Annotated in this window: 14 protein-coding genes; all 14 read right to left on the bottom strand. The window is 37.7% G+C overall.

Annotated features, from left to right (window positions below):
- Positions 1-33 precede the first annotated feature (33 nt).
- The 14 genes from OTK01_RS05940 to OTK01_RS05875 all read right to left on the bottom strand — a co-directional run bounded on the left by OTK01_RS05940 (position 34) and on the right by OTK01_RS05875 (position 16163).
- Positions 34-1149, bottom strand: coding sequence for an aminopeptidase (locus tag OTK01_RS05940; RefSeq protein ID WP_029228860.1), 1116 nt, complete (start codon positions 1147-1149; stop codon positions 34-36).
- A 32-nt stretch (positions 1150-1181) separates the two neighbouring features.
- A complete protein-coding gene (locus OTK01_RS05935) occupies positions 1182-1904 on the bottom strand; it encodes a pseudouridine synthase (RefSeq protein WP_029228861.1) in 723 nt (240 codons plus the stop codon).
- Complete coding sequence (thiI, locus tag OTK01_RS05930) at positions 1897-3087, bottom strand: tRNA uracil 4-sulfurtransferase ThiI (RefSeq protein ID WP_307742481.1); 1191 nt, start codon at positions 3085-3087, stop codon at positions 1897-1899. Before thiI ends, OTK01_RS05935 begins: the two co-directional genes overlap by 8 nt.
- 3 nt (positions 3088-3090) lie before the next feature.
- Positions 3091-4239 carry a cysteine desulfurase family protein gene (locus tag OTK01_RS05925; RefSeq protein WP_029228863.1) on the bottom strand — a complete coding sequence of 383 codons (1149 nt, stop codon included), beginning with the start codon at positions 4237-4239 and terminating at the stop codon, positions 3091-3093.
- 16 nt (positions 4240-4255) lie between these two features.
- The gene (locus OTK01_RS05920; protein WP_013432837.1) at positions 4256-4987 is read right to left on the bottom strand and encodes an RsmE family RNA methyltransferase; all 732 of its coding nucleotides are present in this window, start codon (positions 4985-4987) and stop codon (positions 4256-4258) included.
- Between the two features lie 11 nt (positions 4988-4998).
- The gene (gene prmA / locus OTK01_RS05915; RefSeq protein WP_013432838.1) at positions 4999-5913 is read right to left on the bottom strand and encodes a 50S ribosomal protein L11 methyltransferase; all 915 of its coding nucleotides are present in this window, start codon (positions 5911-5913) and stop codon (positions 4999-5001) included.
- Between the two features lie 38 nt (positions 5914-5951).
- On the bottom strand, positions 5952-7118 hold the full coding sequence (gene dnaJ, locus OTK01_RS05910; RefSeq protein ID WP_013432839.1) for a molecular chaperone DnaJ: 1167 nt from the start codon (positions 7116-7118) through the stop codon (positions 5952-5954).
- A 139-nt stretch (positions 7119-7257) separates the two neighbouring features.
- Complete coding sequence (dnaK, locus tag OTK01_RS05905) at positions 7258-9081, bottom strand: molecular chaperone DnaK (protein WP_013432840.1); 1824 nt, start codon at positions 9079-9081, stop codon at positions 7258-7260.
- 51 nt (positions 9082-9132) lie between these two features.
- Positions 9133-9807: a nucleotide exchange factor GrpE gene (gene grpE, locus OTK01_RS05900; protein ID WP_013432841.1), complete on the bottom strand. Its 675-nt coding sequence runs from the start codon at positions 9805-9807 to the stop codon at positions 9133-9135.
- Between the two features lie 22 nt (positions 9808-9829).
- Positions 9830-10861 (bottom strand): heat-inducible transcriptional repressor HrcA, encoded by a 1032-nt coding sequence (gene hrcA, locus OTK01_RS05895; RefSeq protein WP_013432842.1) that lies wholly within the window; start codon positions 10859-10861, stop codon positions 9830-9832.
- 110 nt (positions 10862-10971) lie between these two features.
- Entirely contained in the window at positions 10972-12099 is a 1128-nt protein-coding gene (hemW, locus tag OTK01_RS05890) for a radical SAM family heme chaperone HemW (protein ID WP_029228864.1), read from the bottom strand.
- A gap of 40 nt (positions 12100-12139) precedes the next feature.
- Positions 12140-13948 (bottom strand): translation elongation factor 4, encoded by a 1809-nt coding sequence (gene lepA / locus OTK01_RS05885; protein WP_029228865.1) that lies wholly within the window; start codon positions 13946-13948, stop codon positions 12140-12142.
- Positions 13949-13983: 35 nt separating this feature from the next.
- Entirely contained in the window at positions 13984-15231 is a 1248-nt protein-coding gene (locus OTK01_RS05880) for a CapA family protein (protein WP_029228866.1), read from the bottom strand.
- Positions 15228-16163 carry an RluA family pseudouridine synthase gene (locus OTK01_RS05875; protein WP_029228867.1) on the bottom strand — a complete coding sequence of 312 codons (936 nt, stop codon included), beginning with the start codon at positions 16161-16163 and terminating at the stop codon, positions 15228-15230. Before OTK01_RS05875 ends, OTK01_RS05880 begins: the two co-directional genes overlap by 4 nt.
- Between the last annotated feature and the right edge of the window lie 42 nt (positions 16164-16205).

Here is a 16205-nt window from a genome sequence, read left to right as displayed (position 1 = left end):
AAATACTGTGAAAAAATTTTTCAAGCAAACGCCCTATTTCAAGTTCTCTGGGTTTAAGCCTTCCAACTCTTTTATCACAAATCTCCCATCTTTTCTAATAAGCTTTCCATCAAAGTAAATTTCTCCTCCACCATATTCAGGTGTTTGAATGAGTACAATGTCCCAATGAACAGCTGACCTGTTGCCATTGTCAGCATCCTCATAGGCGTTACCTGGAGTAAAATGAATGCTTCCTGCAATCTTCTCATCAAAAAGCGTGTCTTCCATCGGCTTTGTAATGTAAGGATTCAGACCAATTGAAAATTCACCAATATACCTTGCACCCTCGTCGGTATCCAGTATCTTGTTGAGCTTCTCTGTATTGTTAGCAGTTGCTTTTACAATCTTTCCATCTTTAAATTCAAATCTTATATTTTCAAACTTCAACCCTGCATAGTTCGAAGGTGTATTGTATGTTATATAACCATTTACAGAATCTTTGACAGGCGCAGTGTATACCTCACCGTCGGGAATGTTCATATGGCCATCGCATTTGACAGCTTTCATGCCTTTAATTGAAAATCTCAAATCTGTGTCTTTTGCTACTATTCGAACCTCATCTGTGTTTTGCATAAGCTCAACCAAAGCGTCCATTGCTTTTGACATTTTGCTATAGTCAAGATTGCACACGTTAAAATAAAAATCTTCAAACTCTTCCAAGCTCATTTTTGCCTGTTGTGCCATTGAATAGTTGGGGTATCTTAATATGCACCACTTCGTCTTTGGAACTCTGACCTCTCCGTGAACTTTGTGAAACCATATTCTTTGATACAGATTCATCTTCTCGTCTGGAACATCTGAAAGTTCAAACGGATTTGGCGAAGATCTAATACCTATATACGCATCCATCTTTTCCATAAGATCTCTTTCATTTTGAGCAATAATTTCTATCTGCTCTTCTGTTGCATTCAAAAGAAGACTTCTAAGTAGTGTTGGGTGTTTTAGCCACAAAAATGGTTTTGCACCTTTTGAATATGAGAGTTTTACAAGTTCTTTTGCAAGTTCAATCTCCTGTCCAATAAGTTCAATTAAAATGTTCTCTCCTTCTTTTAATTCAACTGAATATTCAATAAGGTTTCTTGCAAGAAGTTTTAGCCTTTCATCAGTCAATTTAGCACTCCCCTTTCAGGTTTTTTTAATCTTCATTTTTCAAACACCTTGTTTGCTGCTTCTTTATCTAAGAAAACAAACTCCCCTTCTTTTAGCTTTCCAAGCTGGAGTTTGCCAATTGCAACCCTTTTTAGCTTCAAAACCTCATGACCAATTTGGTCACACATCTTTCTTATCTGCCTGTTCCTTCCCTCATGTATTTTTATCTCAACCAGAGCATTACCATTTATAAGCTTTAAAATCTTAAATTTGGCAGGTGCAGTCATTTTCCCATCTATCAAAAGACCTTTTTCAAATCTATCTATCTCTTCCTTAGAAGGAATGCCTCTGATTAGGGCTATATAGGTCTTTTCAATATCATGTTTTGGATGTGTGACTTTGTATGCAAACTCACCATCGTTAGTAAGAAGAATCAAACCAGTTGTGTCAAAATCAAGCCTCCCTACAGGAAATACCCTCACATTTACTTTGTCCTTGACCAAATCAACCACTGTTTTTCTTCCCTTTTCATCCTTTGCAGAAGAAATAACTCCAAAAGGTTTGTTAAGCATTATATATACCTTCTGCATCTGCAGGGATATTCTCTTTCCATCTACTTCAACCACATCTTTTTCGGGGTCAACCTTGAATCCAAGCTGGTTCACAGTCTTTCCATTTACTTTTACTCTGCCTTGCAGGATAATCTCTTCACACTTCCGCCTGGAAGCTATGCCGCACTGTGCCATAAATTTCTGGAGTCTTACAAGCTCACCTATCTCTTATCACCATCCACTCGGTATTTGTTACTGCTTTTTCAATAAGTTCTTCTACTTGGAGCTTACTCTCCTCAGCCAAAACTTGTTCAAGCTTTGGTTTTGTTTTTGGATGCTTTGGAACAAACACAGTACAGCAGTCTTCATAAGGAAGTATAGAGATATCATATGTCCCTATCTTCTTTGCAAGTCTTATTATCTCTTCCTTGTCCATGCCAATGAGCGGTCTGAAAACTGGCATTGAAACAGCTGCCTGCGTGCAAAACAGGCTTTCCATTGTCTGGCTTGCAACCTGACCTATGCTCTCACCGGTAACCAAAGCAAGCCCACCGTTTTGCATGGCAATCTTTTGTGCAATCTTCATCATGAACCTTCTCATTATTATTGTCAAGAACCTCTCATCACAATTTTCATAAATAGAAAGCTGAATTTCAGTAAAAGGAACTATATAAAGCTTTATCTTATCTGTGTATTTTGCCAAAACCTTACACAAGTCTATTACCTTTTCTTTAGCTTTCTCGCCCGTGTAAGGAAAACTGTAAAAGTGAATTGCTTCTATCTCAACACCTCTTTTGGCAATCATAAAACCGGCAACAGGACTGTCTATGCCACCGGACAAAAGAAGGTGTGCCCTGCCACCTGTGCCAAGTGGCATTCCTCCAATACCTTTTTCTTCTGATGAATAGACATATACTTTGTCTCTTATCTCAATGTTCAAAGTAAAATCAGGGTTGTGAACATCAACAGTAAGTCCATACATCTCAGCAAACTTTCTCAAGATATGCGCACCTATCAACTTAGAGACCTCTGGAGACTTTAGCTCAAATTTCTTATCTGCTCGCTTAGTCTCCACCTTAAAAGTCTTCTTACCCTTCTCAAGCTCACTTTTGGTAACAACTTCAACAGCCTGCTTTATTCCCTCTAATTCCTTTTCAGCAACCTCGCATATGGTAATTCCTACAATCCCAAAAACGCGTTTTAGCCTTTCAATAGCTTCATCAAAATATTCCTCACTTAAATTTTCAACAAATATCCTGCCCTGCTCTTTTTTGACCATAACTGAGTCAAAGTCAGAAAGTCTTTTTTTGATATTCCTGACCAGAGTATCCTCAAAAAAAGGACGATTTTGACCTTTTAACGCAAGCTCACCGTATCTTATCAATACCGCTTTCAATTTTGAGCCCATCCTTTACTTTTTAATTTTTCTCAAGAATCGCAACGCCTTTTCAATGCACTCAAGTGCATAGTCAACCTCTTCAACTTTATTGAGGTAAGAAAACGAAAAACGTATACTGCTTTCTGCAATTTCCATCCTTTTTCCCATGCAGTGCAAAACCTTGTTGTAAGTTCTGCCTTTTGATGAGCAGGCAGAACCAGAAGATGCAAATATACCATAACTTTCAAGCGTGTGAAGAAAAACTTCAGATTTTATACCCAAAAAAGATACGTTTAATATTGCATCTGATGTCTTTTCTAAGGGAGAATTTATCACAACATTATTGAACGCTGAAAGTCCTTCAATAAGTCTTCGTTTTATATTCCTTAGCTTATCAGGTTCAGAAGCTTTTAGCTTCTCAAATACCTCAATTGCTTTAGCAAACGAAAAAATACCGGGCATATTCTCTGTTCCAGGTCGCACGCCTTTTTGCTGCTGTCCTCCAAAGATTATCGGCTGAAGATTCACTCCCTTTCTGATATACAAAACTCCTATTCCTTTTAATGCGTGTATTTTATGACCACTTATCGACATAAGGTCCACATTCAACTCTTTAACATTGGTCTTTTCTTTCATAAAAGCCTGGACAGCATCTGTGTGAACAATAACATTTGGGTTTTTCTTTTTCGCAATTTCAGATAGCTTCTTCACGTCAAATATATGCCCTGTCTCGTTGTTGACAAGCATCACGCTTACCAGAATGGTATTCTGGTCTACAAGCTTCTCAAACTGGTCAAAATCTACATTACCCTCAGCATCCACAGGTACATATTGTATCTCAAATCCATTTCTTTCTAAATACTCAAGTGTAGAAATAACAGAAGGATGTTCAACAGGTGTTGATACAATCCTTTTTCCTCTTTTTTGATGTGCAAACGCACAGCCAATAAGTGCTAAATTGTTTGCTTCTGTCCCACCCGATGTAAAATAAATCTCATCGCTGCTACTTCCAAGTTTTTTTGCAATAATTTCCTTTGCTTCTTTTACTATTCTTTCTGCCTCAACACCAAGTCTGTGAAGCGATGAAGGATTGCCATAGGTTTGGGACAAAAACTTTGAAAGTTGCTCAATCACCTCATCAAAAGGTCTTGTGGTTGCAGCGTTGTCAAAGTACACATTCACAATTTGTCACTTCCCTTCACATTTCTCCAAGTTCATGCATTAGGATGGAAAGCGCTGCAATTGAGGCTGTCTCACTTCTGAGTATTCTTTTGCCAAGCGAAATAACTTGCACATTTTTAAAGGTTTTTAAGTCTTCTATCTCCTCTTCTTCAAAACCGCCTTCAGGTCCAATCAAAATCCCAATGTTATTATAATCTGAAGATAGATTCCACTTTGCAGTTCCAAATTCCTTTTCATATGGAACTAAAAGAATATCAAGCTTATCTAAATACTTCTCTTTAATCTCGGAAATTCTAATTGGCATTTCGATTAAAGGTGGCACAGGACGAAGACACTGTTTCTGAGCTTCTTGTGCGATTTTGAGCCACCTTTCAACCTTTTTTTCCTGTTTTTCTGAAATGTCAATCACCACTCTTTTTGACACCACAGGTACAATTGTTTTTACCCCAAGCTCTGTTGCCTTTTGCACAACAAAGTCCATTTTTTGGTTTTTGATAATACATTGAAATAAAAAAATATTTTTGATACTTTCTCGGTCATTCAAAGTTTTGTTTTCTATCAAAAGTTTTATTCTGTTTTTTGAAATTTCAACTATACGCGATGAGTAGTCATAATTGCCATCACATAGATTTATTTTATCTCCTTCTCTTTTTCTTAAAACCTTCACTATATGATTTATATCTTCTTTATCTGTGATGTAGGCAATATCATTCTCAACATTCTGCTTTTCAACAAAAAAGATTGGCACTTAATATCACCCTACACAGTTATTTTGCTAACAACCAGGCACCATGTGCCCAGTTTTTTCACTTCTACAATTTCAAGACTATTTTTCTCAAAGCTTTTCAAAACATCTTCAAGCCTGTCTTCAATAATGCCAGAAGAGATAAAAATTCCGTCCTCTTTTAAAACTCTATTTATATCTTTTGAGAGCTTTATAATAATATCAGCAACAATGTTGGCAATAACCACATCAAACTTTTCTTCTATGCCTTCAACAAGGTCATTCTTTTTTATCTCAATCTCAACTCCATTTAACCTTGCGTTCTCTTCTGCCACCTTCACAGCAACCTCATCAATATCAACTGCTAAAACTCTTTTTGCCAAAAACTTCTTTGCAGCTATTGCCAATATCCCTGAACCTGTTCCAACATCAAGAACATCCATCCCTGGCTTTACATATTCCTGGATAGCCTCAAGGCACAAAGCAGTTGACTCATGAGTTCCTGTGCCAAAAGCCATACCAGGGTCAAGCCTAACAATTGTTTTATTGCCTTCGGCTTTATAATCTTGCCATGAAGGAACAATTGCAATATTGCCTATCTCAACAGGCTTATAATACTTTTTCCACTCTTCTGCCCAGTCTTTTTCATCAACCTCAGAAACGCTAATTTTACCTTCTCCAATATCAATATATTTTGCAATCTCTTTAAGCCTCTCCTCAATAGTATGTGTAAGCTCCAAAATATTGCTGCTTTCAGGAAAATAAGCACAAACTTTCGCATAATCCTTTTTTGTAAACTGGTTTTCGTCAATATAATCCCATAAATTTGGTCTTGTCACAATCTCATTGTCTTCAATGACAACGCCGTTTGCTCCGAGTTCGTATAAAATATTTGAAATAGCATCTTCTGCCTCTTCGGTGGTCTTAATTGATATCTCATACCATTTCATTTGCGCTTTCTTCTCCTTCTTTCAAATTCAAAAATGTTTTAAGAAAAGGCTTCTCTTATTCTATCCCAAAAATGTTTTCTCTTTTCATATCCCTCTTCTGATGAGAGTCTTTCAAACTCTCTCAAAAGCTCTTTCTGCTTTTCTGTAAGCTTTTTGGGAACCTCCACTATAAACTTTACAACAAGGTCGCCTCTTCCTCGCGAACGCAAGTTTGGAACACCTTTACCTCTAATTCTGACCTCATCACCATTTTGTGTCCCTGGTTCAATTCTCACTTTTGTTTTACCATCAAGCGTTGGAATTTCTATCTCGCCACCCAAAGCTGCATTAACAAATGTTATTGGAACCTCAATATAAAGGTCTTGCCCCACTCTTTTGAACACTGGATGAGGTGCTACTTTTATTCTAATATGCAAATCACCGTTAGGACCACCTTTGACGCCACTTTCACCCTCGCCTCTTAATGTTATCACCTGACCATCATCAATTCCTGCCGGAATATTAATCTTTACTCGTCGCTGTCTTCTTACATTTCCCGTTCCGCCACATTCTCTGCACGGGTCTGTTATAATGGTTCCTGTTCCGCCGCACGCATCACAGGTTTTTATGGTGGTGAACTCTCCAAAGAATGTTGCCTGTCTTGACCTTATCTGGCCCGTGCCGCCGCACTTTTGACATCTCACAGGTGCAGAACCGGGTCTTACACCACTTCCACCACAGACAGTGCACTTTTCAGTTCTGTAAATCGGAATTTCTTTTTCACAACCAAACACCGATTCTTTGAGAGTCAGCTCTAAATCGACATATATATCAGCACCTTTTCTTGGTGCTTCTTTTCTTCTTCTGGATGTTCCAAATATATCAAAGCCTTCAAATAGGTCTTCAAAAATATCGCCAAAACTGCCAAAATCAAAGTCAGCAAACCCACCGCCAAATCCACCAGAAAAACCACCGCTGCCTTGTGCACCATATTTCGGGTCAAACGCTGCATGGCCAAACTGGTCATAAAGCTTTCTCTTTTCAGGGTCGCTCAAGACTTCGTATGCCTCGTTTATCTCTTTGAACTTTTCTTCTGCTTCTTTATTACCTGGATTTGCATCAGGATGGTATTGTTTTGCAAGTCTTCTGTAGGCTCTTTTTATTTCTTCTTCTGTTGCATTCCTTGGAACACCTAAAATCTCATAGTAGTCTTTTTTTTGTGCCATCTCTATCACCCGCTTACTTTACTGAATATTATTATATACCAGCCACATGAATTTAACAAATAATAATCATAAAAAGGACCAAAGCCATTTTTAAAAACATCATGACTTTGGTCCTTTTACCTTGTTTTTATCAGAATCCTTAGTATACCCTATAATCAGTATTTACATTGCCATCAGGACCGCTCTGACCACCACCTGGGTTTGGTCCACCTTGTGGTCCCGATGTGGTATAACCCTGCTGATAAAGTCTTGTAGACACATCATAGAACGATTTTGTGAGCTCGTCAATTGCCCTTTCAATCTGTTCTTTGTCTTCACCATTCATAACGTCTTTCAAAGCTTTTAGTTTTGCCTCAATCTGCTGTTTTTCAGCTTCTGTCATCTTGTCACCAAGGTCACGCAGCAGCTTTTCTGTCTGGTAGATGATAGAGTCTGCTCTGTTTCGTGCCTCAATTAATTCTTTTCTCTTTCTATCCTGCTCAGCGTACATTTCTGCTTCTTTAATAGCTCTTTGAATCTCTTCTTCACTCAAATGTGTCTGGGATGTTATTGTAATCTTTTGCTCTCTTCCTGTGCCAAGGTCCTTTGCTGAAACATGCACAATACCGTTTGCGTCAATATCGAATGTAACCTCAATCTGTGGCACTCCTCGCGGTGCAGGTGGAATACCGTCAAGTATAAATCTTCCAAGTGTCTTGTTATCCTTTGCAAGTGGTCTTTCTCCTTGCAAAACGTGAATCTCAACCTGTGTCTGACCATCTGCTGCTGTTGTGAATATCTGGCTTTTTCGTGTTGGGATTGTTGTGTTTCTTTCAATAATCTTTGTGAACACACCGCCCAGAGTCTCAATACCAAGTGAAAGTGGTGTTACGTCCAAAAGCAATATGTCTTTTACCTGACCTGCAAGAACACCTGCCTGGATTGCAGCACCAATTGCAACACACTCATCCGGATTTATTCCTTTAAACGGCTCTTTGCCAGTGAGTTTCTTTACAAATTCCTGAACATAAGGAATTCTTGTTGAACCACCAACTAAAATGACCTTGTCAATCTGCTCTGGAGTGAGCTTTGCGTCGGCAAGTGCCGTTTCAACAGGTTCTCTTGTCTTTTCTACAAGGTCTTTTATAAGCTCTTCAAACTTTGCACGTGTCAAAACCATATCAATGTGTTTTGGACCATTTGCATCTGCCGTTATAAATGGCAGGTTAATGGTTGTTTGAAGCGCAGACGAAAGTTCAATCTTTGCCCTCTCTGCTGCATCTTTTAGCCTCTGTAGCGCAACCTTGTCTTGTCTCAAATCAATTCCATGCTCTTTCATAAACTCGTCAGCTATATAGTCAATAATCCTCTGGTCAAAGTCATCGCCACCAAGTCTGTTGTTACCAGACGTTGCTAAAACTTCAATTACACCATCGCCTATCTCCAAGATTGAAACGTCAAATGTTCCACCGCCAAGGTCATATACCATTATCTTTTGATGACCTTCCTTGTCAAGACCGTAAGCCAAAGCTGCTGCTGTTGGCTCGTTGATAATTCTCAAAACCTCAAGTCCTGCAATTCTACCTGCGTTTTTTGTTGCCTGTCTTTGTGAGTCTGTAAAATAAGCTGGAACAGTTATAACAGCCTGTGTTATCTTCTCGCCAAGATATGCTTCTGCGTCAGCTTTGAGTTTCATCAAAATCATAGCAGATATCTCTTCTGGTGAATATTCCTTGTCATCTATCTTTATTCTTCTGTTTGTTCCCATATCTCTTTTTATTGATATAATAGTCCTTTCAGGGTTTGTGATAGCCTGTCTTTTTGCTGCATGCCCGACAAGCCTCTCACCTGTCTTGGTAAAAGCAACAACTGATGGAGTTGTCCTGAAACCTTCTGCGTTAGGAATTACAACAGGCTGACCGCCTTCAATAACTGCCATACAAGAGTTTGTTGTACCAAGGTCTATACCTAAAATATGAGCCATTGTTATCAACCTCCTTATTTTTGAAAATTTAGTTTTAAATTCTTTTTAAATTTAATTAGCATTTGCAACCTTTACAAGGCTATACCTGATAACCCTATCTTTTATCTTGTAACCTTTTTGGAATTCTTCAATTACGACATTCTTACCGTACCTCTCATCTTCAACATGCATAATCGCATTGTGAAGGTACGGGTCAAATTCTTTATTCAAAGCCTCAATAGGCTCAACACCAAGCTTTGAAAAGATATCATCAATCTGTTTTTTTATCATCTCAAGGCCTTTTAAAAGTTCATCATTTGTGTCTTTTGAATTTTTTGCAGAATCAATCGCTCTTTCAAAGTTGTCAACAATTGGAAGGAGTTTGCCAACAACATCAGCAACAACTTCATAATACATATTCTCTTTATCTTTTGCTATTCTCTTTTTGTAGTTATCAAAATCAGCAGCTATCCTCTGACATAAGCTCTTGTATTCCTCAACTTCTCTCTCCTTTTCTTCAAGCTGCTTTTTCAAAACTTCTATCGGGTCTTCTTGCTGGGACTCAGCATCAACATCTTGACTACTTTCGCTCAAATCCTCATCTTGCTGTGTTTTTTCTACATCTTCTTGCGTTTCCTGATTCTGAGGATTTTCATTCTTTTCCTCACAACTGCTCTCTTCTACACTCTGAGCATCAAGTGAGCTTGCCTGCTCGCTTTTTAAATCTTTGTTTTCCATGTCAAACATCTGAAAAAATCACCTCTTTAATTTATTCTGTGAAAAGTCTTGTCAGAATATCAGATAAAGTATCGCAAATGTAGTCAATAAGCGAAACTGTCTGAGAATATCTCAGCCTTTTTGGACCGATTATACCTATCGAACCTGCAATGCTTTCTCCTATTCTGTAAGTGGAAAGAACAACGCTACACTCTTTTAAATCCTCTATTGGATTTTCTGTACCAATCCTAATTGTTATATGCTCATGCATTGAAGAGTTTATTATTTGTCTTAGCATCTCCTTTTGCTCAAATATATGCAGGAATATCTTTGCCTTCAAAACGTCACTAAACTCAGGAAAATCAAACATGTTCTTGATTCCACTCAAAACAACTTCTGTGCTGTCAGCTGCACTGATTGTGCGCAGTACATTTTCAATTATTGGTGACAAGATTGTTTTGTTTTTACCAAGCATATTTTCAATGTCAAGTACAATTTTGTGGTCAATGTCTTCAAGCTTAAGCCCACTCAGTTTTTCATTGAGAATATTCGATATATATATGAAGTCTTTTATATCGACATTCTCGGGTTTGTCCAGGAGAATATCTTTTACAAGACCTGTGTTTGTTACTAAAATTAGTATATATCTTTTGCTATCAACTGGAACAAGTTGGAGATATTTTATAAAGCTCTTTTTAACATTTGGCGTTGAAATTACTGCTGTGTAGTTTGTCAGGTTAGATATTATTTTAGCAATGTTCTCCATATACTCGTTTATTTCATTGAATTTGACATCAAGCTGCGACCTGATAAATTCAACTTGCTGTGGCGAAAGCCTTGAGACCTTCATCAGCTCATCAACATAGTACCTGTAGCCCTTGTCTGAAGGAATTCTACCAGCTGATGTATGAGGCTGTTCTAAATACCCCATCTCCTCTAAGTCCGACATTTCATTTCTAATTGTTGCAGAAGAAATACCAAAAATGTACTTCTTTGCAATTGTTCTTGAGCCAACAGGTTCTCCTGTATTTATATAATCATCTATGATAGCTTCAAGTATTCTCCTTTTTCTTTCATCCAGCATTTTCCTCACCTTACTGTTAGCACTCTCTGTTGATGAGTGCTAATTCTAAGATATAAGATATCACTTGAGTAGATTTTTGTCAAGTACATTTTTGACTTTCTTTGACCTTTTTACACAAACTCCTGCCACACTAAATTTGCAAGGTCAATTCCTCTCTCTGTAAGTTTTATACGACCATTTATATCTATTAGGCCATATTTTTTCAGTTTTTCAATTTGAGATTTGTACTTTCTTTCAAACTCTATGCCAAACCTTTCTCTAAATTCGTCAAGAGAAAATCCTTCTATCTTTCTGAGCCCTAATATGATAAACTCTTTTTCACTCTCTTCACTTGAAATAAGCTCTTTTCCTTCCACAGCTAAACAATTTTCTTTAATTTTATTAGTGTATTCTTTTATATTAGAAGTATTATAATACCTGCAGTCCTCAAAAAATGAATGAGCTGCACAGCCAACTCCAATGTATTCATCACAGTTCCAGTATTTCAAGTTATGTTTGCACTCAAAGCCTTTTTTAGCAAAATTAGAAATCTCATAATGATAGAGTCCAACCTCTGAAAGCCTGTCTCTTGCCCACCAGAACATTCTTCTTTCTTCATCTTCACTTGGCAACAAACTCTTATACTCTTCATATCTTTCAAAAAGAGGTGTTCCCTCTTCTATCTTCAGTGAATAAATAGACAAATGAGGCGGTGAAAATTTCAAAAGTGTATTGAGTGTCTGCGAAAAACTTTCAAAAGTCTGATATGGAAGACCTATAATAACATCAACGCTAAAATTTTCAAAATATAAAGGTACTCTACTTAAAATCTTCAATGCAACCTCAGAGTCATGGATTCTACCAATTGCTCTAAGCTCTGCATCGTTTAGCGACTGTATCCCCACACTGAGCCTGTTTATTCCTGCTTCCCTGTAACTTTTAAGTTTCTCCATTGTGATACTCTCGGGATTTGCCTCAATGCTTATCTCGCAGGTGCTTTTGACCTTAAAGTTTGAATATATAAACTCCAACAGCTTTAAGATATACTTGGCAGGGACAAAAGAAGGTGTCCCACCCCCAATATAAATAGTATCTATCTCAATTTCATAATTTTCTTTATAAAACATTAATTCATTTTCAAGCGCGCTAAAATATGCAAAAACCATATCATCATCGACATTTTCGTATGACACAAAATCACAGTAATAACATTTCTTTTTACAAAATGGAACGTGAATATAAAGTCCTATATTTCTCAATTCTGGCTTGCACTTCCTTTTTTATTTCTAACAAAATGGTTTAGTCTTCAAGTTTCAAAACAGCCATAAATGCCTCCTGCGGTATCTCAACCTCTCCAACCTGTTTCATTCGCTTTTTACCCTCTTTTTGTTTCTCTAAAAGCTTTTTCTTTCTTGTAACGTCCCCGCCATAACATTTAGCAAGCACATCTTTTCGTAAAGCTTTTACTGTTTCTCTTGCAATAACCTTGCTGCCAATACAAGCCTGAATTGGTATTTCAAATAAGTGCCGTGGAATCTCCTCTTTGAGTTTTTCAACAATTCTTCTTGCCCTCTGATATGCTTTATCCTTGTGAACGATAAACGAAAGCGCGTCAACAACCTCGCCTTTTATCATAATGTCAAGCTTTACAAGCTTTGACTCAGCATACCCTATAAACTCATAGTCGAATGACGCATAACCTTTTGACCTTGACTTTAGAGCATCGAAAAAGTCGTACACAATCTCCATAAGAGGCATCTCGTAAGTGAGAATAACACGTGTTGTCTCAATATATGACATATCTTTAAAAATTCCTCTTCTTTCCTGGCACAGCTCCATTACGCTACCTACAAACTCGTTAGGTACCATGATAGTTGCTTTTACCATCGGTTCTTCCATCTTGGCAATTTCGTTTGGTGGCGGCAGTTTTGTAGGATTGTCAATGTACAAAACCTCGCCATCTGTCTTTGTAACTTTAAATACAACCGACGGTGCTGTTGTGATTATGTTCAAATCATATTCCCTCTCAAGCCTTTCTTGAACAATCTCCATATGCAAAAGTCCAAGAAATCCACATCTAAAACCAAACCCGAGGGCAGCAGAGCTTTCTGGTTCAAAAAACAGTGCCGCATCGTTGAGCTGAAGTTTTTCTAAGGCCTCTTTTAGCTCTTCGTACTTTGTATCACCTGTTGGATAAATTCCACAGAACACCATTGGGTTTAATCTCCTAAAGCCCGGCAGAGGCTCATCAGCTGGGTTGTTCGCATCGGTTATCGTGTCACCAACTCTTGTATCTCTCACTGTCTTAATTGACGCTGCAATGTAGCCAACATCCCCGGCTCTTAGCTCATCACATGGGATTAGCATTCCCGGTTTAAAATACCCAACCTCTGTTACAGTAAACTGAGCACCAGTTGACATCATCTTAATGGTCATATTTGGTTTCACAACCCCGTCAAACACCCTCACGTATGCCAGAACACCTTTGTAGTTGTCATAAAGCGAATCAAAAATCAAAGCTTTGAGCGGTTTTGTATCGTCACCTTTTGGAGGTGGAATGTCTCTTACTATCCTCTCTAAAACCTCTTCAATGTTAATACCCATTTTAGCTGAAATGAGCGGTGCATCTGATGCATCAAGTCCAATCACGTCTTCTATCTCTTTTTTGACCTCTTCAGGCCTTGCACTTGGAAGGTCAATCTTGTTTATAACTGGTATTATCTCTAAGTTGTGCTCAAGTGCAAGATAGACATTTGCAAGCGTCTGCGCTTCAATACCTTGGGTTGCATCAACAACCAAAATCGCACCTTCACAGGCAGCAAGGCTTCGTGAAACCTCATAGGTAAAGTCTACATGGCCAGGAGTGTCTATAAGATGAAAGGTATATTCCTTTCCATCCTTTGCTTTATAGTTGAGCCTTACTGCCTGGGCTTTTATGGTAATTCCTCTTTCTCTTTCTATGTCCATGGTATCAAGTACCTGGTCCTGCATCTCTCTTTCTGTGAGTGCTCCTGTGAGCTCAATTATTCTGTCAGCCAAGGTTGATTTCCCATGGTCTATGTGAGCTATTATGCAAAAGTTACGAATTCTGTCCTGTCTTCTATCCACTTTAGAATAATCCCCCTACGCACAAAAAATTTTGTTTATTGCACACTTTTAAGCCATTTATCAACATCTTCAAGCAATTTTTTGGCATATTGAATGTAGGATGTTTTTACATCAGTTCTATTTAAAATGTCCTTTGCTTTAAGGACAATAAAATCATAGTAACTTGCATTCCTTCTTGTCTTTCTAAAGATATATATTGGCTCAACTGATATCTTTTTAGTGAGCTTATCTTCTTTTTTAACAAGATCAAGTCTTACAGTTAAGCCAAACCTATTGTATGGAAAGATTACTGTCTGGTCGCAAAGGAAATTACCAAGCGAATAAAATACTATCCCCTCTTTTATGTTGCCTGACTCATCCTCAACTTTAACCTTTTCAAACGGCTGAATTGTATGAGTATGAGTACCAATTACAACATCAACACCATTTTTTATAAGCTCCTTTGCAAACTCTTTCTGCTCAAAACTAACTGAGTTTGAATTTTCAACTCCCCAGTTTGTATATGCTATTATAATGTCACAGTTCAGTCCTTTCAAGTACTCAAGCTCGTTTTGTATCTCATCCCTGTCAAGAACGCTTACAAAATCCTTATAAGTAGAGCTCCCTCCCAAATAGACTGATGAAAGCTCTTTTGTGAATGCAGCAACGCCAATTCTTATGTTGTTTATATCAAAAACCTTTGAAGTGTGCTCTTCCTGAGAAAGCTTAACGCCTACTGTTTCAATCTTTGCCTCTTTCAAATTATTTATTGTTTTCTGCAAACCTTCCACCTTTCCATCAAATATATGCGATGATGAAAGCACCGCAAGATTAAATCCAGCTGACTTGAGCACATCTAAAGCCTCTTTTGGAGCGTTGTATTTTCCATACGTCGAAATGGGGATATTGTCAGAAACCACACTATCAAACTTGAAAATACTAATGTCCGCATAAGTGATATCTTTTACGTTCTCCAATATATCCCCGAATGTATAAGCCTGGGATTGCCTGTCATAATAAGATTTTAACAGATAGCCGTTGAAAAACACATCTCCTGCCATAAACACACTTGCCTTGTATTCTTTTGGCTGCGGTTTAAGCTTAACAGAGGACGAATTGTTTTTAGCAGAAGTATTCTTATTCTGTTGTGTATTTGGCAAAGTCGGTTGCTGAGGTTTTCTGTAAACCTCTTCTGTAACAGGAATGTATTTTTTGATGTACATGTTTTCATAGTAAAAAAGAGCATTTATGCCTATTAAAAGTATTATGATAAACGACCCTAATGCATATAAAAGCTTCCTCATATCTCCAGCCCTCTTTCTTTATATACGTTTATTGAAGAAAAACCTTCGATATCAACCGGGAATTCTACTGTCTCTTTTACTATCTTTTGACCATCCAAATACCTCAAAACACCTTTTTTCCCGATCTCAAATTTAAGATAATAAGCACACAAGGCCTGCATATCTGCCTTGTACTTTTTATTTAGCTCCCAATCGCCATACTTGCTGTCACCCAAGATGCAAAGTCCAACGTGCGCAAGCTGCGCTCTGATTTGATGGGTTTTACCAGTCTTGATTTCAACATCCACAAGCTGCAAGTCATCTTTTTGTCTCACAATCTTATATGCTGTCACCACTTCTGAATAGCCATCTTGTGGAAAGTCAGAAATATATACCTTGCTCTTTTTTGAATCTTTTTTAAGATAGTGAACAAGCACTCCACTTTCTGGTAAATCAGCTTTTTTAGTTATACATAAATACTTCTTTATAATTGCCCTTCTACTCATATATTTTAACATCTCGCTTAAAACTTGTCTATTTTTTGCAATGATCATAAGTCCTGCTGTGTTCCTATCAAGCCTGTGACAAAGCTGAGGAAGCTCATCTTTAGAGTAATTGTCTTCTATCCAGCTGACAACAGAGTACTCATTGTTCGAATCTGGATGTGATGGAATTCCGTATGGTTTGTCAATTACAACAATATTGTCATCCTCGTACACTTTAAGAATCTCTACTTTTTTGTGCTCCAAAAATCTATCTTCTATTTCAAAACTCACAGTGTCTCCAAACCTCAAAACCTGTCCTTTTTGAGCAGGAAGAAAACTTACGATAATTTCTCCTTTTCTGAGCATCTTAAAAATTACGCTCATCGGAATTGTGGGATACTTCTTTTTTATGGCTTTTTCCACCTTTACCCCTGCCAGCTCTTTATCAACAATAAAATTCACTGTCACTTCTTGATCACTCCCTTTTAACACATGAGAATACTAATATCA

The organism is Caldicellulosiruptor acetigenus (genome assembly GCF_026914305.1).
Taxonomy (GTDB): Bacteria; Bacillota; Thermoanaerobacteria; order Caldicellulosiruptorales; family Caldicellulosiruptoraceae; genus Caldicellulosiruptor; species Caldicellulosiruptor acetigenus.
The sequence above is the reverse complement of the archived record's forward strand: the minus strand, read 5'-3'. Positions and strand labels throughout refer to the sequence as shown.